Annotated in this window: 18 protein-coding genes; 6 read left to right on the top strand and 12 right to left on the bottom strand. The window is 37.4% G+C overall.

All coding sequences use genetic code 11. The annotated features are described in order from the left end of the window. Window positions 1-48: 48 nt before the first annotated feature. The 3 genes from I5M32_RS00165 (at window position 49) to I5M32_RS00155 (ending at window position 3,535) form a co-directional block, all read left to right on the top strand. Window positions 49-2,148, top strand: a complete 2,100-nt coding sequence (locus I5M32_RS00165) for a peptidylprolyl isomerase (protein WP_200583652.1) — start codon at window positions 49-51, stop codon at window positions 2,146-2,148. A gap of 64 nt (window positions 2,149-2,212) precedes the next feature. Continuing rightward, window positions 2,213-2,728, top strand: coding sequence for a DUF2480 family protein (locus I5M32_RS00160; protein WP_200583649.1), 516 nt, complete (start codon window positions 2,213-2,215; stop codon window positions 2,726-2,728). 30 nt (window positions 2,729-2,758) lie between these two features. Next, on the top strand, window positions 2,759-3,535 hold the full coding sequence (locus I5M32_RS00155) for a DUF3108 domain-containing protein (protein ID WP_200583647.1): 777 nt from the start codon (window positions 2,759-2,761) through the stop codon (window positions 3,533-3,535). 29 nt (window positions 3,536-3,564) lie between these two features. On the opposite strand, the gene hemA is transcribed toward I5M32_RS00155, so the two are convergent. The 8 genes from hemA to I5M32_RS00115 form a co-directional block, all read right to left on the bottom strand. Continuing rightward, window positions 3,565-4,797 carry a glutamyl-tRNA reductase gene (gene hemA, locus I5M32_RS00150; protein WP_200583645.1) on the bottom strand — a complete coding sequence of 411 codons (1,233 nt, stop codon included), beginning with the start codon at window positions 4,795-4,797 and terminating at the stop codon, window positions 3,565-3,567. A 117-nt stretch (window positions 4,798-4,914) separates the two neighbouring features. Continuing rightward, window positions 4,915-5,868 (bottom strand): hypothetical protein, encoded by a 954-nt coding sequence (locus I5M32_RS00145; protein ID WP_234461814.1) that lies wholly within the window; start codon window positions 5,866-5,868, stop codon window positions 4,915-4,917. Between the two features lie 142 nt (window positions 5,869-6,010). Then, a complete protein-coding gene (locus I5M32_RS00140) occupies window positions 6,011-7,204 on the bottom strand; it encodes a M20 metallopeptidase family protein (protein ID WP_200583643.1) in 1,194 nt (397 codons plus the stop codon). Further along, a complete protein-coding gene (locus tag I5M32_RS00135) occupies window positions 7,197-7,619 on the bottom strand; it encodes an SPOR domain-containing protein (RefSeq protein ID WP_200583641.1) in 423 nt (140 codons plus the stop codon). Before I5M32_RS00135 ends, I5M32_RS00140 begins: the two co-directional genes overlap by 8 nt. Beyond that, complete coding sequence (gene secA / locus I5M32_RS00130; protein WP_200583639.1) at window positions 7,620-10,928, bottom strand: preprotein translocase subunit SecA; 3,309 nt, start codon at window positions 10,926-10,928, stop codon at window positions 7,620-7,622. 375 nt (window positions 10,929-11,303) lie between these two features. Then, window positions 11,304-12,290: a pyruvate dehydrogenase complex E1 component subunit beta gene (locus I5M32_RS00125; protein WP_200583637.1), complete on the bottom strand. Its 987-nt coding sequence runs from the start codon at window positions 12,288-12,290 to the stop codon at window positions 11,304-11,306. A 285-nt stretch (window positions 12,291-12,575) separates the two neighbouring features. Continuing rightward, window positions 12,576-14,117, bottom strand: a complete 1,542-nt coding sequence (locus tag I5M32_RS00120) for a bifunctional GNAT family N-acetyltransferase/carbon-nitrogen hydrolase family protein (RefSeq protein ID WP_200583635.1) — start codon at window positions 14,115-14,117, stop codon at window positions 12,576-12,578. 67 nt (window positions 14,118-14,184) lie between these two features. Continuing rightward, the gene (locus I5M32_RS00115; protein WP_200583632.1) at window positions 14,185-14,991 is read right to left on the bottom strand and encodes a T9SS type A sorting domain-containing protein; all 807 of its coding nucleotides are present in this window, start codon (window positions 14,989-14,991) and stop codon (window positions 14,185-14,187) included. A 111-nt stretch (window positions 14,992-15,102) separates the two neighbouring features. On the opposite strand from I5M32_RS00115, the gene def reads away from it, so the two are divergent. After that, the gene (gene def / locus I5M32_RS00110; protein WP_200583629.1) at window positions 15,103-15,672 is read left to right on the top strand and encodes a peptide deformylase; all 570 of its coding nucleotides are present in this window, start codon (window positions 15,103-15,105) and stop codon (window positions 15,670-15,672) included. Window positions 15,673-15,682: 10 nt separating this feature from the next. Here the strand turns inward: def and I5M32_RS00105 are convergent, their stop codons facing one another. The 3 genes from I5M32_RS00105 to I5M32_RS00095 all read right to left on the bottom strand — a co-directional run bounded on the left by I5M32_RS00105 (window position 15,683) and on the right by I5M32_RS00095 (window position 17,813). Then, window positions 15,683-16,312, bottom strand: coding sequence for a carboxypeptidase-like regulatory domain-containing protein (locus tag I5M32_RS00105; RefSeq protein WP_200583627.1), 630 nt, complete (start codon window positions 16,310-16,312; stop codon window positions 15,683-15,685). 102 nt (window positions 16,313-16,414) lie between these two features. Continuing rightward, the gene (locus I5M32_RS00100; RefSeq protein WP_200583624.1) at window positions 16,415-16,705 is read right to left on the bottom strand and encodes a NifU family protein; all 291 of its coding nucleotides are present in this window, start codon (window positions 16,703-16,705) and stop codon (window positions 16,415-16,417) included. A gap of 34 nt (window positions 16,706-16,739) precedes the next feature. Further along, complete coding sequence (locus I5M32_RS00095) at window positions 16,740-17,813, bottom strand: Mrp/NBP35 family ATP-binding protein (RefSeq protein WP_200583622.1); 1,074 nt, start codon at window positions 17,811-17,813, stop codon at window positions 16,740-16,742. Window positions 17,814-18,012: 199 nt separating this feature from the next. Between I5M32_RS00095 and I5M32_RS00090 the strand changes: the two genes are divergently transcribed. After that, the gene (locus I5M32_RS00090) at window positions 18,013-20,082 is read left to right on the top strand and encodes a biosynthetic peptidoglycan transglycosylase (RefSeq protein WP_234461813.1); all 2,070 of its coding nucleotides are present in this window, start codon (window positions 18,013-18,015) and stop codon (window positions 20,080-20,082) included. 84 nt (window positions 20,083-20,166) lie between these two features. Then, window positions 20,167-21,966, top strand: coding sequence for a glycoside hydrolase family 15 protein (locus tag I5M32_RS00085; protein WP_200583618.1), 1,800 nt, complete (start codon window positions 20,167-20,169; stop codon window positions 21,964-21,966). Here I5M32_RS00085 and I5M32_RS00080 read toward each other — a convergent pair. Then, window positions 21,943-24,114, bottom strand: a complete 2,172-nt coding sequence (locus I5M32_RS00080) for a bifunctional alpha,alpha-trehalose-phosphate synthase (UDP-forming)/trehalose-phosphatase (RefSeq protein ID WP_200583616.1) — start codon at window positions 24,112-24,114, stop codon at window positions 21,943-21,945. The two genes, I5M32_RS00085 and I5M32_RS00080, sit on opposite strands and share 24 nt — an antisense overlap. Window positions 24,115-24,129: the final 15 nt, after the last annotated feature.

Genomic DNA, 24,129 nt, shown 5'->3' with positions numbered 1-24,129 from the left:
TCATAAGTAAATTTGTATCTTGCGCCCTCTAAAAATAAAAAATACAGTATGGGTATAATGGGTTTTTTGCGTAACCGAGCAGGGGTAATCATTGTGGTTGCTATCGGTGTTGCAATTGTAGCATTTTTATTAAGCGATGCGATTAGAAGCGGACAAGGGTTTATTTCAGACTCTAGAACAGAAGTTGGAGAGGTTGCAGGAGAGTCTGTATCTTATAAAGATTTTAACCAACGTGTAGATCAAAACTCTCAACAGTTTAAACAGCAAATGGGAAGTTTGAACAGCCAAATGACAAGCTATGTGGTAGAAAACACTTGGAATCAGACGGTTTCTTCCATCATCTTAAAAAAACAAACAGAAAAATTAGGATTAACCGTTGGAGAAGAAGAACTGTTTGATCTGTTATTCAATAACCCCACACAACAAGTTAAACAGATTTTTAGCAACCCGCAAACCGGGGTTTTTGATAGATCTACCGCTATAAACTCTAGAAAAAGCGCAGATACAGACCCTAGCGGGCAGTTAAAGCAACAATGGGTGGCATTAGAAGACAACGTACAGCAGCAACGTGTTAATGAAAAATACATCAACTTGGTTAAAAACGGGGTTTATGTAAACTCGCTAGATGCTAAGGACGATTACAACAACCGTAATAAGTTGGTAAACTTTGAATATGTTTTTAAAGAATATGCGAGTGTGCCCGATGCACAGGTTAACATTACAGATGCAGATTATAAAGAATACTACGAGCAAAACAAATACAAATTCAAAAACCCAACCGAAACCAGGACTTTTGATTATGTAGCTTTTGATGCAGCACCATCTAAACAAGACACTTTAGACGCAAAGGTAAAAATTGATAAAATTGCCGAAGGTTTAAAAGCATCTACAAACGATTCTTTATTTGTGGCCATTAATGCCGATACTAAAACACCTATTGTTTATCAAAAGAAAGGGCAATTGGACCCAGCCTTAGATTCTGTAATGTTTAACGCAAATAAAGGATTTGTTTATGGGCCTTATTTTTCTAACGGAAGTTACAAAGTAGCCAAACTTATCGATTCTAGGATAAGTCCAGATTCTGTTAAAGCCCGCCATATCTTACTTAACCCATCAACAGAAGGGGGAATGGATAAAGCAAAAGCAAAAGCAGATTCTTTAAAGAACCTGATCCAAAACGGGGCTGATTTTGCCGCCCTGGCAGCTAAATACGGAACAGATGCCTCTAAGGATAAAGGCGGGGATTTAGGAACATTTGCAAGAGGCGCAATGATACCTAAGTTTGAAGATGCGGTATTTAATGGTACAACGGGCCAAGTAATGGTAATTACCACTCAATACGGGGTTCACGTTATAGAAATTGAAAAGCAAATTGGTTCCTCAAAAGTTGTTAAAGTGGCAGTTGTTGATAAATCTTTGGTCCCAAGCTCTAAAACAGAGCAAGAGGCCTATCAAAAAGCACAAAGTTTCTTAAGCAATGTGAGCAATGAAAAACAGTTTGACGATAACGTTAAAAAAGAGGGGTTAAACAAACTAGTTGGGGCAGATGTTACGCCGATACAAGGCTCTTTACCCGGCTTAGATGATGCCCGTAACTTGGTACGCTGGGCCTTTAAAGCCGATAAAGGAGATGTTTCTAACGAGATTTTTGATATTGGCGAGAAATACGTAGTTGCGGTTTTAACGGCAATTAAACCAGAGGGAACCCTATCTTTGGAGGATGTAAAAAAACAAATTGAACCAGATGTTAAAAGGCTGGTACAAGCTAAGGTTTTAAAAGCCCAGTTTGAGAAAAACACCAATGGCGCAACAAGTTTAGCACAAATTGCTCAAAAAATGGGCGCACAGGTTGTGCCGGTAGAAAACATTGTTTTTGCGAATCCGGTAATACCGGGCGTTGCGCAAGAAAACAAAGTGATCGGTAGCGTTTTTGGCGCACAACCTAATAAAGTTTCTAAACCAATAGAAGGCGATAGGGGAATTTATGTTTATACTGTAAAAAGTTTTACAAGCCCGGCACCGCTTGCCAACACTTTAAAAGTAAAAGAACAGATGGAACAAGCTATCTCACAGCAAGTTGACGCAGCGGTTTTTGAAGTTTTAAAGAAAAAAGCTAATATTAAAGATAACAGGGCAAATTTCTATTAACGGTAATTTGCTTAAATTTAAAACCGAAGGCTCGTTATGTCTTCGGTTTTTTTATTTTAAAGAAATGGATATTCAAGAAAACATAGTAAATAAAGTTGCCCAAAGCGGATTGGTATCTTTTGATTTGGCAACTTTGAAGGTTGCGGGAGAACGTGTTGTTTATGATATTAAAGACAATCTTTTTCAGGGCTTGATACTTAGAGAAAAGGATTTCAGGGAATTTGTGAAGCAGAACGACTGGGAAAAATATAAAGATAAAAATGTGAGCGTGATCTGTTCTGCAGATGCCATTGTGCCAACTTGGGCTTATATGTTAATTGCATCAAAACTAAGCCCAATGGCTAATTTCTTTGTTTTTGGCGATCTAGAAATCTTAGAGACAGCTTTGTATCTAAAGTCTATTGATGCTTTGGATGTTACTCGGTTTAAAGATCAGCGAATTGTAATTAAAGGTTGTGGGGAAACCTATGTGCCAACTTCTGCGTTTATGGCAATAACCAATAAATTAAATAATGTTGCCAAAAGCGTTATGTACGGCGAACCTTGTTCTACCGTACCTATTTATAAACGTAAAGATTAAATTGGTGCGTTTATTGATTTTAAATCAATTATGAAGAAACTATCCACCGTCTTATTATCGCTGTTTTTAACCATCAAAATAATATCAGCACAAGATTTAGACTATCTAAATAGATCATCTTTTAAAGCAGGCGAAAAAATAACCTATAAATTGAAATATGGGTTTTTTACCGCTGCCGAGGCAACCATACAGGTATTGCCAACAGATATTAAGTTTGATAATAAGCCCACCTACCATTTAATGGTTGAAGGAGGAACCTCAGGCAGTTTCGATATTTTTTATAAAGTAAGGAACAGGTATGATTCTTACATAGACCAAAAGGAGTACACCCCTTATTTATATACAGAAAACATAAGAGAGGATAAATATACCAGAAACGATAAAGCCAGGTTTTATCAAGACCAAAGAAAAGTTGTAGCCACAAAAGGTGTTTTTAAATCCCCGGTTTCACAAACCTTTGATCTGGTTTCTGCTTATTATTTTGCCAGAAATTTAGATTTATCTGGCGTAAAGATTGGCGACAAACTTAGTATCAATTATTTTTTAGACGATGAAATTACCCCTTTGGACATAGAGTATCTGGGTAAAGAAACAATTAGGACAAATTTAGGCAAAATAGCCTGTCTTAAATTTAGCCCCTCAATTAGGCCGGGCAGGGTTTTTAGAAAAGATAGCAAGCTTTATCTATGGATTAGCGACGATGCGAACAGGATTCCCGTAAAGGCTAAAGCCGAGGTTTTGGTGGGTTCCATAAACCTAGAGATCAATACCGTTTCTGGATTAAGAACACCATTAAAAACGCAATAAAGTTTAGTGGTTGATCATAGAAATTTATATCATTTGCAATTGATAAGAATATCTTTAGCCATTACCATGGGCACACTAATATACTTTTTCTCCATATAAGCCATTACTTTCTCTAAAACTTGTTTAGAGTTTTCATCTAATGCCTCGATTTCATTGGCGAAAACAGAATTTAACGCCCGATCTTTTATTTCTTTTATCCTCTGCGGAACTTCTTTCATGGCCAATTCTACCCTTCTTTGTTGCAGAACAGGTCTAAATTGTACAATGTTATCGGCAATAATTGCCTCTCCTTTGATCAACTCTTGGTAGCGTTCTTTTAGGTTGTTCTCTGCAATTTCTTTTAAGGAGTTAATCTCAATATATTGTACCTTATAATTCTGCAAGATTTCTGGTGAGGTATCTCCAGGAACTGCCAAATCAACAATTACCTTAGAAGCATTTTCTTCCCCAGCTAACAATTGTTTATATATCTCGTTTGTTATTACTGGTTCTTTTGAGCCGGTACAGGTAATGATTACATCAAAGCCTTTATCAAAAGTTTTTAAACTTTCTAACGGATAAGCATTTCCGCCCAATTCATTGGCTAAATCTTGAGCCTTACTTAACGTTCTATTGAAAATAGCGAAATTGGTATAAGTATGCTTTTTCAAATATTTTGCGATGTTCTGATTGGTTTCGCCTGCACCGATGATCAAAATTCGGGAATTGGAGCAAACCTGTAAATCCCTTAGTTTTCTGTAAGCCAATGAAACAATAGAAATAGGGTTTTTTGCGATGTTGGTAAAGGTATAAACCTCCTTGGCCGTTTTTACCACGGTATTCATTACCATTCTTAGATAATCACCAGTAAACTTTTTAGAGCGGCAGTTCTCGTAAGATTTCCTTACTTGTGCTAAAATTTCCTTTTCGCCAACTACCAGGCTTTCTAAAGAACTAGAAACACGCATTAAATGATTTAAGGCTTCTTCTTGCTCATATAATTCGCTGTTATCGGTAATGCTTTGCAATTGGGTTTCGCTTAAAGCATCGGCGTGTAAAGCCTGTAAAAAAGATTTAACAAAAGCCTTATCTAACTGGTTGTTTGCCGTAAAAACAAACTCTACTCGGTTACAAGTGGCTAAATAAAAAATTTCGGGAATGTCAAAAGTAGATTTTACTAATTCAAGCCTACTGTATATAGCTTCTTCACATAAAACCAAGCATCCCAATTCTTTCAAATCGATAAGTTTGTGTGTGAATGCTATTACTTTTAGATACTTCAATTAGTTTTTTTTAAACATCACAAAAGTAACCGAGCGGGGCGTATGATGTGTCAACCCTTTGTCAATTGAGGTTATTTAGAAGGAGTATAAATTAAGCCGCTGATGTAATATGATTGTTTAAGGCATGCTATATCCTTTTTGTAAAACTAAAAAGCTTGCTCTTTCTTCTTTCTTGAACGGAACATCCCAGTTTCCTTGGTAGCTTACTTTGGTGGGTAATATCTCGCCATCAAAATAACCCATTTCAATATTCATTTGTACATCAAAATCAAAAGCTAAATTATTAAGCTTCATATCTATATATCGGCCCAAAATTTGAAAATTGCGCTGATCAAATATGGTGGTTAGTTCTTTGATCATGATGCCGTCTTTTTCTCCTTTACTTAAATCATTTTTTACCGTTACCTTAAAGCGATATACAGGGATAGAATCTAAATACATCCCTTTAAAAAACCTGTAATCATAATCTTGGCGCATATTAGCGGTAAAAATTTCTGTTTTACTAGAAATAAACGGGACCCCTTTCACAGGCCTTCCGGGCGAAAAAATAAGTGTTTTTAACTTATCCTTATAAGACTCGCTTTTGCTGCCATCATCACTTTTATCATCTTCTGCGGTATAACCGCTTTTATAGGCCCGCATAAAAATATAATCGAAAAGCTTCAGTGTTGTTAAATCATAATCGCCATTGCGTTTGTATAAATCGCCTTCTGATTTCTCTGAAATTATTTTTAGATGATTGCCCGTAGGTGAGTGTTGCAGCTTACGGTAGATGCTGCCTACCACTTTATTTTTTTTATTATAGGTGTAGATACTGTTTTCAGCGGTAAAAGAATACTTTTTCATATTTCTAAAAGCCTCATAAAAACTGGTATCGGTTACAATTTCATGAATAAAATCTTCTACATTTAAACCAGATTTGCCCACTTTAACAACCACATCTTTATCTATTTTTACAGTTAGAAGGGTATCGGGATTAAAACGAGGGATGGCTTGAGAGAAAGCATATTTAAAATTAAATACAAGGCCTAAAAACAGGATAATAAGATATTTTGTAGAGGATGTTTTCAATAGGATAAATTAAAATACAGCATTAAAACTTATTTTTATTCTTGATTAGAAAACTATAAAGGCAATGATAAATTGTAGGTTAACGCAAATTTCTTTAAACCCCTTAAATTTATGTGGATTAAAATTAGCCTAAGATAGTTGATCAGTTCCCCAATTCTTTTAAAGCCAGATAAGCCATTAAACCAGTACTTAAGCCCAATGCTTTTTCATCAATATCAAAGGTTGGCGTATGTACCGATGAGGTAATTCCCTTTGTTTCGTTTCTAGTGCCCAAGCGGTAAAAACAAGCATCAGAGGCTTGAGAAAAGTAAGCGAAATCTTCGGCGGCCATCCAAATATCCAGATCCAAAACATTCTCCTCTCCTAAATATTCTATAGCGGCCTCTTTGGTTCTGGCAGTTAGTTTTTCTTCGTTTACCAAAAAAGGATAACCTTTTTCTATTCTGAAATCAACGCTACCGCCCATACCCTCTGCAATGTTTTCTGCCAATTTTTTCATTTTGAGGTGGGCTTCTGCCCTCCATTTCTCATTCAAGGTTCTAAAGGTTCCTTCCAAGTAAACTTCATTTGGGATTACATTGGTTGCGCCTTGGGCTATTACTTTCCCAAAAGAAAGCACAGAGGGGGAGCGGGGGTCTGATGATCTGCTTATAATGGTTTGTAAAGCGGTGATCATCTGTGCCATGATCACCACGGGATCTATATTTTGTTGTGGTTGGGCACCGTGGCCACCTTTACCTTTAATGGTAACGTAAATCTCATCTGTAGAGGCCATGTATTTGCCAGACCTGATGCCTATTTTGCCGGCCTCTATCAATGGCATTACGTGTTGCCCCATTACCGCAGTTGGTTTGGGGTTGTCCAATACGCCCTCTTGTATCATTAGATTGGCGCCACCCGGCAAGCGTTCTTCGCCGGGCTGAAAAATTAATTTTACGGTTCCTCCAAATTCAGGTTTTAACTCGCTTAAAATCTTTGCGGTCCCTAATAATGACGAAGTGTGTACATCATGTCCGCAGGCATGCATTACACCTTCGTTTTTAGATTTGTATTCAACTTGGTTAGCTTCAAAAATAGGTAAAGCATCCATATCTGCCCTTAAGGCAATTACCTTATCAGAATTTTTGTCTCCTTTGATAATGCCCACTACGCCTGTCCCTGCCATTTCTGTAAACGGAATGTTTAATTTCTTTAATTCGTTTTTAACAAATAAAGAGGTGTTATATTCTTCAAATGAAAGCTCGGGATGCGAATGTAGATGTCTTCTTTTTTGCGTTACCTCTTCATGAATTTGAGCAGCAAGGGCTCTGGTTTTATCTTTTAATGGATTATTCATCGGCTTTAAGCGGATTAATAGGCAGGTTAAACACAAAAACGGTGGGAAATGCGGGCCTTAGATCATTCGATAATTTTTGGGCATCGGCTTTGTTTCTAAAATCCCCAACTTTAATGCTATAATTGGGCTGCATATAAGAAAGATAGGTCTCATATTCGGGATAATAAGATTTAAACCTTGCTTGTTCATTATAAGCTTGTTTTCTATCGGGCCCATAATAGATCTGCACTCGATAACCATATACAGGAATAGTGGTGCCATCTTTTAATACACCCTTGGTAAGGGCAATTCTTCTTGCTATTAAGCTATCAATTAAAGGGTTTTTAACAACGGTAACCTTAGCTTCGTTTTGTGCAGAGGCAAAAAACGAGGCCAAGGTAAAGGCTATAATTAATATGTTGTTTTTAAACTTCATTTATGCGTTTGCCCCATGGCAACTTTTGTACTTTTTGCCACTTCCGCAAGGGCAAGGATCGTTACGGCCTATTTTAACTTCTGCCCTAATTGGTTGTGTTTTTTGTAATTCACGAGTATCTTCTGCGGGTACGCCATTGTTTTCATGAACGCTTTCTGCTTTAGAGATTTTTAATTTGCTCATGTCTGTTTTTGGCTGTGGACGGGCTTCTCTTAACGGGGCATCGCCTTGAACGGGGATCCCCCCTTTAAACAAGAAGCTTACAACATCTTTATTTACCACCGTAAGCATACCTTTAAACAAATCAAAAGCTTCTACCTTATAAACAACCAATGGGTCTTTCTGCTCATAAACTGCGTTTTGTACAGATTGCTTTAAATCATCCATTTCTCGCAGATGCTCTTTCCAGCTATCATCTATCAGCGAAAGCGTAATGGTTTTTTCAAAAGCTTTTACCACCTCTTTGCCCTTGTTTTCGATTGATTTTTTTAATGGGGCAGCAACTTGTATGCCATGTGTACCATCTGTAAAAGGAACAATGATGCTTTCTATGTTTTGCCCACGGCTATCATAAATCTCTTTTAAAACCGGGTAAGCCTGATTGGCAATGGCTTCTGATTTGTGCTTATAATGGTTAATGGCCTCTAAAAAAACCGTATCTGCCAGTTTATCTGCGTTTAGGCTAGAAAAATCATCTAAAGAAACATTGCTATCAAAAGCAAATAACCTTAAAAGCTCTAATTTTAAGCCTTCATAATTGTTTTCTTCTTTATACTCAAAAACCACATCATCTACCACGTCTAAGATCATGTTTTCTATATCCACATCTAAACGGTTTCCGAAAAGCGCATTTTTACGTTTAGAATAAATTACGCTACGTTGTGAATTCATCACATCATCATATTCTAATAAACGTTTACGAATACCAAAGTTGTTCTCTTCTACTTTCTTTTGTGCCCTTTCTATTGAATTGGTGATCATTGAATGTTGTATAACCTCCCCTTCTTCAATGCCCATCCTTACCATTAGTCCGGCAATGCGTTCTGAGCCAAATAGGCGCATCAGATTATCTTCTAAAGAAACAAAGAACTGTGTAGAACCAGGATCGCCCTGGCGACCAGAACGACCCCTTAACTGCCTATCTACACGGCGAGATTCATGACGCTCTGTGCCCACAATTGCCAAACCACCCGCTGCCTTAACGCCTTCGCCCAATTTAATATCGGTACCACGCCCAGCCATGTTGGTGGCAATGGTTACCTGGCCTGCTTTACCCGCTTCGGCAACGATATCCGCTTCACGTTGGTGAAGTTTGGCATTTAATACATTGTGTTTAATTCCTTTCATTTTAAGCATACGGCTTAACAGTTCAGAAATCTCTACTGATGTTGTACCCACTAAAACCGGGCGGCCTGCCTGCGTTAATTCTACAATCTCTTCTGCAACGGCGTTATATTTTTCTCGCATGGTACGATAAACTTTATCCTGTCTATCATCACGGATGATTGGGCGATTGGTAGGTATTTCTACCACATCCAGTTTATAGATTTGCCAAAGTTCGCCAGCCTCTGTAACCGCAGTACCCGTCATGCCGGATAATTTGTGGTACATCCTAAAGTAATTCTGAAGCGTAATGGTTGCGTAGGTTTGTGTGGCATCTTCTACCTTTACGTTCTCTTTGGCTTCAATTGCTTGGTGTAAGCCATCAGAGTAACGACGGCCATCCATGATACGCCCTGTCTGTTCATCTACAATTTTTACTTTGCCTTCGTCAATAATGTATTCTGTATCTTTTTCAAATAAAGTATAAGCTTTTAATAATTGATTTACCGCATGGATACGCTCTGATTTTATGGAGAAATCGCGAATTAGTTCGTCTTTTTTTGTGATTTTTTCTTCATTGCTCAAGTTAGATTTCTCTATGTCGGCAATTTCGGTACCTACATCTGGCATCACAAAAAAATGTGGGTCTTCACCAGAGGCTGTAATTAGATCTATGCCTTTTTCTGATAATTCTACTTGGTTGTTTTTTTCATCAATTACAAAGAATAGCTCTGCATCTGCAAATGGCATTTCTTTGTTTTGATCTTGCATATAGTAATTTTCGGTTTTATTGAGGATGCCCTTCATCCCGCTCTCGCTCAAAAACTTGATCAAAGCTTTGTTTTTTGGCAAACCACGATAAGCCCTAAATAATGCCAAACCTCCTTCGCCCTCGCTAGGGCCAGTTTTGCCGTCTGCAATTAATTTCTTTGCTTCATTTAAAGCGGTGGTAACGTAATTTTTTTGTGCATTAACCAAACGCTCAATACGTGGCTTAAGATCGTAAAATTCATGCTCGTCTCCTTTTGGGATAGGCCCAGAAATGATCAAAGGCGTACGGGCATCGTCAATCAAAACAGAATCCACCTCATCTACAATGGCATAATGTAATTTCCCTTGAACCAATTCTTCTGGCGAGCGTGTCATATTGTCACGCAGGTAATCGAAACCAAACTCGTTGTTTGTGCCATAAACCACATCGGCTTGGTAAGCCTTTCTTCTTTGTGGAGAGTTGGGTTGATGTTTATCGATACAATCAACGGCTAAACCATGAAACTCGAAAATTGGGCCGTTCCACTCGCTATCTCTTCTTGCCAAATAATCATTTACGGTTACCACATGGATACCTTCGCCAGAGAGGGCGTTTAAATAAATGGGTAAGGTACCAACCAAAGTTTTACCTTCACCCGTGGCCATTTCGGCAATTTTACCTTCGTGTAAAACAATACCCCCTATCAGCTGAACATCGTAATGAACCATGTTCCATTTTACTTCTGTACCGGCGGCCAACCAAGAATTATGATGGATAGCCTTATCTCCCTTAATGATTACGTTTGGCTTTTTGGCGGCCAGTTCACGGTCGAAATCTGAAGCGGTAACTTCTATTGTTTCGTTTTCTGTAAACCTTCTTGCGGTATCTTTCATTACCGCAAATGCTTCGGGAAGGATCTCTAATAAAATTATTTCTAAAGATTTGTTACGGTCTTTTTCAAGCTTATCAACTTCATCGTATAAGTTGGTTTTTTCTTGCAAGGGCATATCTGGGTTTGCCTCTACATTGCTTTTTATTTCCGATATTTTATCGTCTATTTCCTTTAAACCTTCTTTTATCCTATTTCTAAAATCTGTGGTTTTTGCCCTTAACTCATCGTTGCTTAAACTACCCAGTTTTTCGTATTCGGCTTTTATTTTTTCTACTAGAGGTTTGGCTGCTTTTACGTCTCTATCAGACTTGCTCCCAAACAATTTATTGATAAAACTTAACATCTTTGTTTTCTTGTAATTAAAATATGATAAAATCAACAATTAAGCCATGGGCGAGTATAAGCCATTATGGCATTGTTGGGCTGCAAAATTACTATTTTATATGGTGTTTAGGTAACTTTTGGATATGAGATATTTTGTAAAAGATTTTATTTTGAGCATTATAAGTGATACGTTAAATTTTAAATGTTATCACAATTAATTATATCTGTATTTTATTTACACCCTCAAACAGTTTGAACTTGCTGACCTAATTTGGTCAAGCCAGAAATAGGCACCTCCACAAATCACTACCACAGGAAATCCAAAGAACAAAAAAAGCTGGCTCAATTTATTTTTTGAGACAGCCTCTATATATCTTAAATAATTTTCTTGATTCTATTTTGAAACGTACATCACCTCTTTCACGGCTTTAACCACACGTTCTGCATTTGGTAAACTAGCTGCAATTAAAGTTGGGGCGTAAGGAAGTGGCACATCGGCACAAGTGATACGGATAACCGGCGCATCTAAGTAATCAAAAGCGTTCCTTTGAATATTGAAAGCGATTTCTGAAGAGATTGAAGCTAATGGCCAAGCCTCTTCAACAACTACCAAACGGTTGGTCTTTTTTACAGAATTGATGATACAATCGTAATCGATAGGTCTTACCGTTCTTAGATCTATCACTTCTGCATTGATGCCTTCCTTCTCTAATGCTTCTAGTGCTGGTGAGATCACGCGGCTCATCATCTTACCAAAAGAAACAATAGTTACATCAGTACCTTCTTTGGTAATGTTTGCCTTACCAATTTCTAAATAATATTCTTCTTCTGGTACATCTCCTTTATCGCCATACATCAATTCAGATTCCATAAATATAACTGGATCGTTATCTAAAATAGAAGATTTTAATAAGCCTTTTGCATCATAAGGGGTAGATGGAACAACCACTTTTAAACCGGGGCAATTGGCATACCAATTCTCGAAATTTTGGGAGTGTTGCGCCCCTAATTGCCCTGCGTTACCGGTTGGGCCCCTAAAAACTATTGGGCAACCAAACTGGCCGCCGCTCATAGATAAGGTTTTAGCGGCACCGTTAATAATTTGATCTATTGCAACTAAAGAGAAATTGAAAGTCATGAATTCTACAATTGGGCGCAAACCGTTCATGGCAGAACCTATGGCGATACCTGCAAAACCAAGTTCGGCAATTGGTGTATCGATCACTCTTTTCGCACCAAATTCATCTAGCATCCCTTGGCTCACTTTGTACGCACCATTATACTCGGCAACTTCCTCACCCATCAGGTAAATTTTGTCGTCTTTGCGCATTTCCTCGTTCATCGCTTCACGTAGGGCTTCTCTAAATTGTATTTCTCTCATTATGATGTCTCTAAAATTAATTAAGGAATGCAAATATAATTAATGTTGTTTTAAATGCAACGATTAAGGTTTGTAATAATTAGGTTTACGTTTGTACTAGACCAATTGCAGAAGCGGTTGTTTTGCTTTTGGGAATGGGCATTATGCTATAATTTTAATCTTTTTTATTGAAGCAAATAAATTGATATTCTTTATCCTAAAGATTTTAAGAGTTTTTTTGAGGAGTATCTCATAGCCTTTTAAAAACTTGTGTTGCGCCAAATTTATTTTTGCCGTTAAAAAAAATCAGGGCTTCTTTTTCAATTTCAAATCGTAAAAATCTGTTCTTCTGTCTTTTAGGTTCTTTACGCTGCCATGCTCGTGAAGCTCTTTCAATAAATCTAGATTTACATCTGCTATTAAGATGTTTTCATTATTAGGGGTTGTTTCTGCAACAATGGCGTTAGAGGGGAATGCGAAATCTGATGGGGAAAATATGGCAGATTGTGCGTATTGCAGATCCATATTGTTTACTTTTGGCAAATTACCAACAGAGCCTGTAATGGCTACGTAGCATTCGTTTTCTATTGCCCTGGCCTGTGAGCAGATCCTAACCCTGTTATAGGCGTTTTGCGTATCGGTCCAAAACGGGACGAATAAAACATCCATTTTTTCTAGGGCCTGCAACCTTGCCAGCTCTGGAAACTCGGCATCGTAACAGATCAATATCCCTATGCGGCCAGCATCGGTATCGAAAACCTTTAAACTTTCGCCACCGCTCATTCCCCAAGAGTGAATTTCTGATGGGGTTGGGTGTATTTTTACCGCCCTGTCAAAAGTTCCATCCCTTCTGCATAGGTATGAAACATTAAAAAGCTTATCATTTTCTAGCAATGGCATACTGCCGGCAATAATGTTTACATTATAAGAAACGGCTAGTTCACAAAATCTATTTCTAATTTCTTCGGTATGTTTTGCCAATTCCCTAATGGCTTTTGCCTCGCCTAAATGGTTATAATCTGCCATTAAAGGCGCATTAAAAAACTCGGGGAAAACCACAAAATCAGACGAATAATCACTCACGGCATCAACAAAATACTCTGCGCTTTCCATTAGGTCTTTGGCATCTTTAAACAAACGCATTTGCCATTGAACCAAACCAATTCTTACGGTGGTTTTTTTGAGCAGATTGTCTTTATGTTCATCTATGTAATAGATATTGTTCCATTCTAAAAGGGTGGCAAACTCTTTGGATTGTTGGTCTTCTGGTAAGTAATTCTTTAAAATCTTTCTTACGTGAAAATCATTAGAGATTTGGAAAGTTAAGGTGGGATCATAGATTTCCTTCATCTTAACCTTATCTATATATTGCCTTGGTGTATTATCTTGAGCAAATTTTTCATAGTTAGGGATCCTTCCGCCTAAGATGATGGATTTTAGATTTAGGTTTTCGCAAAGCAGCTTTCTGGCATCATATAGCCTTCTTGCCAACCTCATCCCCCTGTAATCTGGATGAACAAATACCTCGATCCCGTAAAGTATGTCGCCATCATAAGTATGGGTACTAAAAGTATAATTACCAATTGCTTGCGAATAGGTGTGTGTTTCGCCAAGTTTGGCATAATCTACAATAATACTTAATGCAATGGCCACCACCTTCCCGTTTACCTCTACGCAAAGTTGCCCCTCGGGGAAAATGGCAATTAATTTATCGATAGACTTTTCCCTCCAATAACTCTCTCCCATCCCTTCATAGGCAGATAGCATTGCTGATTTTAGATCGGCATAGTCTTCTGTTCTTAAAGTCCTTAATTCAACTGTTTCTATTTGTATATTTTTTGTAGTCATTGTTTTATAAAAAGAAAAACCCCGAAAAGGAAATTTCAGGGTTTAAGATGATAAAATTTCTTTTGTTCTATTGTAGTATTAGCTTCCTTACCGCAAATTTGCCGCCACTATTTACACGCATAATGTAAATCCCTCGGTTTAATTGGCTTAAATCTATTTCTTCATTACCTTTTAAATTAGATTTCTGTAAGGTTTTCCGGCCAGAGATATCAAAAAACTCGATGTCGAATTTTTGAGGAAACTCTACATGGACGGTCGTTGTAACCGGGTTTGGATAAAAAGTTAAACCATCAAACTTATTATCTTCTTTAACAGCCGTTACCGTATAATTAAAAGGATCAGAGAAAATGCTGCAGCCAGATGGGTTTTTAACCTCTACCCTATATTGGCCATTTTGTGTAGGGCTAATTGTTTGTGCAGTCTGATTTGTTAATACAGTACTGCCTAAATACCATTGATAAGTAATGGCAACTGTGGGAGGCGGGTTAATAGAAGCACTTAGGGTTTGCCCAGTTTGGGTTACTACGGGTTTATTTGGAGTAGAAGAAACCGCAACTGGTTTTGTAACCGTTGCCCCAGCGCAAGAACCATTTGAAGCATTGATAGGAGTAACAGAAATAATTACGTTACCGGGGCCATTAAAAACCAAACTGTAAGTATCATCAGATACTTTAGATAAACTAGCTGGCCCAGAAACGGCCCATTGATAGGTGGTAGCTCCTGTAACTCCCGTGATTTTATAAGTGCCAACCCTATCAACACAACCTTTGTCGCTGCCATCTATAGAGCCACCTGTGGGCGGTGTACAAGTTTGAGATTTAGCAATTATTGCAAATAGTTGAAAAACAATTAGAAACGATAGAAATCTCTTCATACAAGATAATTTTTTTTAAAGGTAATTAAATTAGTATTTCAAACAATATCAATTTATGATAGTTATACCCGTTTTTTTATAAATAGATACATAAATGTTTATTTTTGTAAAATGAAATTACCAATTGTTGCTTACGGAGACCCTGTATTAAAGAAAAAAGCTTTAGATATTGATGAGGATTATGCTGAATTGGAGGCTTTAATAGGCAATATGTTTGAAACAATGTACGCCGCAAATGGCGTTGGGCTTGCTGCACCACAGGTTGGTTTACCCATTAGACTTTTTATAGTTGATGCCTCTCCGTTTGCGGAAGATCAACCAGATCTTAAAGAGTTTAAGAAAGTGTTTATCAACGCCAATATCATTGATGAAGATGGTAAAAAATGGGAGTTTAACGAGGGCTGCCTAAGCATACCGGATATTAGGGAAAACGTTACCCGACATGAAAATGTTCTCATTAACTATTACGATGAACACTGGGTAAACCACGAAGAGAAATTTAACGGATTGGCAGCAAGGGTTATACAGCATGAATACGATCATATTGAGGGCAAGCTATTTACCGATCGGATAAATCCTTTAAGAAAAACCATGTTAAAAGGAAAACTGGATGCTATCTCTAAAGGAACAATAACAGTGGATTATAAAATGAAATTCCCCTTGGCCAAAAAAGGAAGATAAAATGTGGTTATTATTCTTGGCTTCTTTTTTTATTGCCCTCGGTAATCTGTTTTATTAAGGCCCCCCAAGCAAAAGGGTTTAGCAATGGGTTGGTTTGAACCATGTTTTTATTACCCAAGGCCTGGTGCAGATTATTAAAGCTCATAGCGTTGTGTTCCTCGCCGTCTCTGGGTATATTTTCAGAAAGCTCTCTTAAACTCTTTTTTGAGAGGTTTTTTCTGGCAATCTCAAGGTCATCGTCCGCAAATTTCATTGTTAAGAAATCTTTCTTAAACTCATCATAACTAGCCCAAGGAAAAACCCTAACCATCGGCAGTTGGATATTGTCTGATTTTAACCTAATTATTGCGGTATATTTATGTTCTTTAAGGTTAGATGGGATAACCAACTCTAAATTCTTGTAGCCAATAGAACTAAAAACAACGGTATCACCTTCTTGTAAAACAAAAGAAAAATAACCCTTATAGTTGGATGCGAAAGAATTATTATGGTTGCTTACATTCTTAATTGAAACATAAGGTACTATACTATTGCTATCCAAATCATACACTACGCCACTAAATTGCACCAAGGGTTTCTCCGTTTGTGAATGTGCCGCAAAGCCTATGGCGATCAATAATATGGTTAGTATCTTTTTCAAATTTATATTTCTCAAATCTATTACCCTTAAAGGATATTATTTGTTAAATAAAGTTAAAACACTTTATTATTACAACGATATAAATTTTATAATGTTTTTAGATTACTTCAAAGTGTGGGGCAAAACAGCATTAGGGTCATCAACAGGTGTAATGTTGATGGCCTCCACGGCGGTAATTTCTGGTACCGCCTTTAATACAGCTTGCTCTATGCCTGCTTTTAAAGTCATGATACTCATTGGGCAAGACTCACAAGACCCCAATAATTTTATCTTCAAAACCTTATCTTCGGTAATTTCTAAGATAGATACGTTTCCGGCATCTGCCAATAAATAGGGCCTAATGGTATCTAAAGCTTCCTCTACTTGTTTTAATAAATTTTCTTGATCACTCATAAGCTAATTTTAATTTAAAAATAGGGATTTATTGCTATTTATTTGTATTGGCTTTATCATTTTGTATGGCCACTTGTTGGGCCACTCTTTGCGCCAATTGTATAAATGCGGTTGCAGTTGGATGGTTTTCTTGCAAAACAACGGGTTTACCGGCATCACCAGCTTCGCTGATGCTTTGTACCAAGGGCAACTCGCCTAAAAACGGAGCATTATATAGCGCTGCCAATTCCTTTCCGCCGTTTTTGCCAAACACATAATACTTGTTATCGGGCAATTCTGCCGGAATAAAATAAGACATATTTTCTACGATCCCCAACAAGGGAATATTTATCGCCTCCATCCTAAACATACCAATACCTTTTTTAGCATCTGCCAAAGCAACCTGTTGTGGTGTGGTAACAATTACCGCCCCAGATATCGGGAAACTTTGTGCAACCGTGATATGAATATCCCCTGTTCCCGGGGGCAGATCAACAACTAGGTAATCCAATTCTCCCCAACTAGCGTCATTAAACAATTGTTTAACTGCGGTAGAGATCATTGGGCCTCGCCATGGCACAGGCTGGTTAGGATCGGTAAAAAAGCCTATCGATAGCAATTTAATACCGTATTTTTCTATCGGTTCTATGCTGGTTTTTCCATTTACTTCTGTTGCCTTGGGTTTTGCGCCTTGTAAACCAAACATAATAGGTACAGATGGCCCATAGATATCTGCATCTATTAAACCCACTTTTGCCCCATTTAAGTTTAAGGCAATAGCCAGGTTGGCTGCAACTGTTGATTTGCCAACCCCTCCTTTTCCAGATGCAACCACTATGATGTTTTTAATGTTCCCTGTTAATTGGGTTGGCGTAGAAGTAACCCTACTGGTCATCACAATTTCAATTTCGGCATCTTTACTCACAAAATGCTTGATCGCGTTTCTGCAAGCATTCTCTAACATATCTTTTAAGGGGCAAGCGGGCGTGGTTAAAACAACATAGAAACTTACTTTATTTCCATCTATGGATAAGTTTTCTATCATCCCAAGCGTTACCAAATCTTTCTTTAAGTCGGGATCTTCTACATTTTTTAATGCGGCAAGTATATTCTCTTTGCTAATAGACATTTTTAAAGTTTATCCCCAAAATTACAAAAACTAGGTGGATAACTTTTGTTTAGGCTTTGTTTTTGACTTAAATTAGAAGATTATTATTTTTTTGGGGAAAGAAAGCAGCAGTCTTAAATTATTTATGAGAAAAATATATACCGATATAAAGTGGAAAAAATATAAAAAACCAATTATTATCTCTCTTATAAGCATCTTTATGTTATTCCTTATCGGGATAACTATCGCTTTTAATAAAAGACAAAGCTTGCTTGATGCAGCCATCGCCAAAGCCATAAAGAAAGCAAAAACAGATTATGATCTAAACGTAAAAATAAATTCTTATGGCTTTAGTGGTTTAAGTAAAGTCCATTTTCAAAACGTCTCTATTGTTCCTGATCAAAAAGATACCCTAGCAAAAATCAACGATTTAGAAGTTGGTGTAAAGCTTTTCCCTTTGATTTTTGGTAGCGTAAAAATTTCGGAATTGGCAATCCACAAAGCATTGGTTTTCCTTATAAAAAAAGACAGCATCAGTAATTACGATTTTCTATTTAAGAGGAAAAATAAAGATACATTAGATAATAACCCAAAGGTAGATTTATCAGAATTGGCGAATAAATTGCTAAACCAAGCATTAGATAAAATCCCCGACGATATGGATATTAAGGATTTTTTGATAACCTATAACCAAGATACCACCCATTTTAGCCTTTTAACAGAATCGGCAACGATCACAAACGGAAATGTAAATTCTACCATCAAATACAATAAAAACCAAGCTGTTTGGCATGTTGCAGGCACAGCAAACCCATCTAAACAACAATTAGATTTAAAGCTTTTTGCCGATAATAAAAAGGTGGAATTTCCATATCTTGACAGAAAATTTGGATTAAAACTAAACTTTGATACCGTTAGAACGGTAATGAGAAGCGCAGAAAAATCTGGCGATAGATTCGAGATCGAGGGGAGCTGGTCTGTTTCTAACTTATTGATCAACCAGCCCAGAATTGCATCTAACGATGTAATTATTAAAAACGGATCTATTGATGCAAAAATTTTAATTGGCCCAAACTATGTTGCCCTAGATAGTTCTTCAATTGTTTCTTTAGGTAAAGCCCAATTTAATCCTTATATAAAATTAACCCTTGGCAAAAACAAGATCTATGAACTTAAAGTAAACGCTTACGATCAAAATGCACAAGATATTTTTGATGCTTTCCCAAAAGGTTTGTTTGAATCTCTAGAGGGGATCAAGGTACAGGGCAACTTACAATACGCCCTAAATTTTTATTTGGATAGCAGCAAACCAGATCGAGTTGTTTTCTCATCTGATCTAAACGGGACTAATGATTTTAAGATCTTGAAGTTTGGGAAAACCAATTTCCAAAAAATTAACGCCCCTTTTACATATACGCCCTATGAGAAGGGAAAACCCGTAAGGGATATTGTGATAGGACCAAGCAATCCAAATTTCGTTCCCTTCGATCAAATATCATCAAACATAAAAAACGCTTTGCTTACTTCAGAAGACCCATCCTTTTTCTCTCATCATGGTTTTGTAGAAGAATCCATCAGGCAATCTATCGCTACCAATTTTAAGGCAAAATCTTTTAAAAGAGGCGGTAGCACCATTTCTATGCAATTGGTAAAAAACGTTTATTTAAACCGGCAAAAAACCCTGGCCCGTAAAATTGAGGAGATATTGATTGTTTGGTTGATAGAAAACCAACATTTAACCAGCAAAAGCAGAATGTACGAGGTTTATTTAAACATTATAGAATGGGGCAGGAATGTTTATGGTATTGGCGAAGCATCCCATTATTATTTTGGTAAAAACGCTAGTGATCTAACGGTTGGCGAGTCTATTTATCTGGCTCATATTGTGCCAAAACCAAAATCTTCCCTTTACTGTTGGCAGCCAAACGGGAGCTTAAAAAGTTATCTTACCGGATATTTTAACATGATCGGTGGTTTAATGGCGAGGCGTGGATATATTGAACAGGATAGCAGCAACTATGGCTTTTATGGCGTAAAACTTAAAGAAAGTTTGCGCAAGCAAATTGCCCCTTCTGATTATGTACCAGATAGTTTACAGGCCGAAGACGAAGATAATGGTTTTTTTAACCTCAATATTTTTAAGACCATTAAAAAAGATACCATAGAGAAAAGAGAAACCTTTTTAAAAAAGATATTTGGCGGTGAGGCTCTTAAAAAAGATACCTCAACAAAATCAGCAAAAGAAATACGGCAAGAACGGAGAAGAAGGAGACAGGAAGGTAACAATTAAACAAATTTTTAATTTTTTAAAACCAAATGCCATCTATTTACTTAAATATAGGCAACACCTATATTAAATCTTATAATTTAAAATATGTCACGACACATTTATGAAACAGGTATCATTGGGAATTGTGCCTTTATAGCCCATGTTCACAAAAACACCAACATCAATTGGATGTGTTGGCCCAGGTTTGATAGTTCTTTCATTTTTGGAGGATTATTAGACGACGAGAAAGGCGGAGAATTTTCTGTTAAGCCCAGCGGCGATTTTACCTCTAAACAATATTATTTAGAAAACACCAATGTTCTTTGTACCGAGGTTACAACAGACTCTGGTAAATACAAAGTAACCGATTTTGCACCGCGGTTTGAGCAATCTAAAAGATATTTTAGACCATTGATGCTCATCAGAAAAATTGAGCCTTTAGAAGGAAACCCTCATATAAAAATTAAATGCAAACCCGTATATAATTATGGAAAAGATGTTTTAAAAGCCGTAAGAGGAAGCAATCATATAGAATATTCTGGTTGCGATGATAATATCCGTTTAACCACAAATGCAACCATCGCCTACATAGTAGAAGACCAATATTTTATTCTGAAAGAAACAAAATATGTGATTTTAACCTACGGGCAACCCATGGAAGCCGCTGTAGAAGCCACCGCAGAGAGGTTCTTGTTAGAAACGGTTGCCTACTGGCGCACATGGATAAAAAGATCTTCTATCGGAGATTTTTACCAAGAGTACGTCATTCGTTCTGCTTTGGCCCTAAAAATCCATCAATATGAAGATACTGGGGCAATAATTGCGGCAAGTACAACCAGTTTGCCAGAGTTCCCGGGTAGCGGGCGCAATTGGGATTATAGGTATTGTTGGTTAAGGGATACTTATTATGTGATAAACGCATTGCACCATATTGGGCACTTTGAAGAAACCGAAAGATATTTTGATTACATCACCGATATTTCTTTTGAGGAAGGGTTAAGGTACCAACCTTTGTACAGCATCTCACGCCAAAAAAATCTGGTAGAAGAGATTGCCGATCACCTAAAAGGTTATGAAGGAAATGGCCCGGTTAGGATAGGAAACCAAGCTTATGAGCATATACAAAACGATATTTATGGGCAAGCCTTAATTTCTTTACTGCCACTTTACACCGATCATCGTTTTGTTTTTTCTGAAAGAAAAGATTCTGCAGACCTGGTTAAGGTTGCCTTAGATAGGATAGAACATACTATTGACGAGAAAGATGCCGGAATTTGGGAATTTAGAAATAGTGCCTATATACACTGTTACAGTAACTTGTTTCAGTGGGCGGGTTGTTGTGCTGCTTTAAAAATAGCCACAAGCATCAAAGATGAAAAGCTAGAGAAAAAGGCAATGGATTTAAGGGATAGGGCGGCAAAGCACATTGAAGATTGTTATGATCCAGAACGCAAAGTTTATACCCACGCAGTAGGAAGCCCTTATTTAGACGCAAGTACGCTGCAATTGATCATGATGAATTATTTAGATCCTCATTCTCAAAAAGCAAAAGACCATTTGATAGCTCTAGAAAAAGAGTTGAAAACAGAAGGGGGTTTGTTTTACAGGTATTTGCATAGCGATGATTTTGGAAAACCAGAGACTACTTTTTTAATATGTGCTTTTTGGTACGTGGAAGCCTTGGCCTGTGTGGGTAGGGTTGATGATGCCATTAAAGAATTTGAAAAATTAATGCCATACTGCAATCATTTAATGCTCTTTAGTGAAGATGTGGACGAAAAGACCGGAGGAATGTGGGGTAATTTCCCACAAGCCTACAGCCATGTTGGTTTAATGAATGCCGCTTACCGTATTTCTAACAGGTTAAATAAACCACTTTATTTAACTACTGATATGCTGAAGTAAAGCCCTGGTTTCATCAACACTCCTTAAATAAAATTTTGCTTCAGAAACGCTACTGCCTACTTTTATGGTAATAGCTTTCTCTGGCAAACTCTCAAAAATATCTTCATCGGTATGGTCATCGCCCATGGCCATTATAAAATCGAACCCTTTTCCGTAAACATAGGCTAGTGCCGCTTTTCCCTTATTGATCTCTGAGTTCTTGATTTCTACAACCTTGTTCCCTGGCAATAATTGTAAACCTTTTTCACGGGTTAGGTACCTCATGTTACTGATCAATTCATTTGCCCTTAAATCTCCCAAACCTTTTTCTACTTTTCTATAATGCCAAGCTAAAGAAAAACGCTTTTCTTCAATAAAACTTCCTGCGGTCCTATCAGAATAAGATTCTAACATGGGGCGTACCGTTTGTTTCCATTTATCAGATAAATTGGGTGTTTCTTTCCAAACGCCACCATCAAATTTTTTCCACGCCCCATGTTCTGCAATTAGATCTATGGGCAAATGCCCAAACCATTCTCCCAAGGTCTCGTATTTTCTTCCACTGATAATTACGATATGGTTTTTTTCATCCTTGTTCAAATCATCAATAATCTGATAAAGCTCTGCATCTGGCTTTGCTTCTAATGGGTTTCCTTTAAAATTTACTAGTGTGCCATCATAATCTAAAAAGAAAACCCTTTTTTTTGATGAATTTAAGGCCTCTTTAAATTGATGTCTTAAATCGCTATTCACGTGTTTCGCCCTTCTAGATTTTTCGTGGTTTTTTACCGCCGCTAATTGGTCCATAAATATCTTTACCCAATGGTTAATGTCAAATTTCATTACCGTTTCCCTCAAGTTTTTCATCCTCGATATTTTTTCTTCTTCTGGCATCTCTAAAGCTTGTACAATTGCCCGGTACATTTCTCCCAAATTATTTGGGTTAACTATTATCGCTTCGATCAACTCTTTTGAAGCGCCCGCCATTTCGCTTAAGATCAGCACACCCGTTTCATCGGTTTTGCTGGCGATATATTCTTTGCTCACTAAATTCATCCCATCACGCATTGGCGTAACCAAACAAATATCTGCTCTAGAGTATAAGCCAGAAAGTGTTTCTATCGGAAACGAGCGATAGAAATAATGTATAGGGTGCCAGCTTGGGGTCCTATATCTTGAGTTGATGTTGCCCACCAACTTATCAATATCGTCTCTTAAATCCCTGTATTGAGGAATGTTATCCCTAGATGGTACAACGATCATGTGCATGGATATTTTTTCTATATAATCTGGGTTTTCGCTCAATACTTTATCAAAAGCCAATAACCTTTGGATAATACCTTTACTATAATCTAAACGATCAATAGAAAGGATGATCTTGGTATCGCCAATAATTTGGTTATAAACTTCTTTCTCTTGCAAAACCGCTTCTGTATGGGTTAGATCGTTAAATTTTTTTGCATCGATACCCATCGGGAAAGCATCAATAGTGATATTCCTATCGTCTTTATGGATAACGTTTGCGGTAGTTTGTATGGGCAAAACCCTTGTTGCAGAACTGGTAAAATGCCTCACATCGTCATACGTATGGAAACCTATCAGATCAGAACCCAACATCCCGTTCAATAATTCAGCCCGCCAAGGTATCAGCCTAAATAGCTCATAAGACGGGAACGGGATATGCTGAAAAAAACCGATGGTGGTATTTGGCAACGCTTCCCTAATCATCTGCGGAAGCAAAAGCAATTGATAATCATGGATCCAAATGATATCGCCAGGCTCGGCAATCTCTAGTACCACTTTTTTAAACTTTTCGTTTACAGATTGGTAATAATCCCAATAAACCTGTTCGTACTGGGCGTAAGTACTCATGTAATGAAAAATTGGCCAAAGCGTTTCGTTAGAAAAACCTTCGTAATAGTTTTGTATCTCTTCTGGATCTAAATAAACCGGACAAAGATTTTCTTGTTTAAGTTTATTGGTTATTTCTGCTTCATCGCCTTTATCTACATCTAAACCCGCCCAACCTATCCAAACATTATCTCCTTGCTTATAAATAGATCCTAAGCCCGTGGCCAATCCGCCTTCGCTCACTTTAAGTTGGTATTCGTCATTCTCTTTAGCGATCCTAACCGGTAGGCGGTTAGAAACTATAATGGTTTTGCTCATGATCTTTGGATGTAA

It is taken from the genome of Pedobacter segetis (assembly GCF_016623585.1).
Classification (GTDB): domain Bacteria; phylum Bacteroidota; class Bacteroidia; order Sphingobacteriales; family Sphingobacteriaceae; genus Pseudopedobacter; species Pseudopedobacter segetis.
The sequence above is the reverse complement of the archived record's forward strand: the minus strand, read 5'-3'. Positions and strand labels throughout refer to the sequence as shown.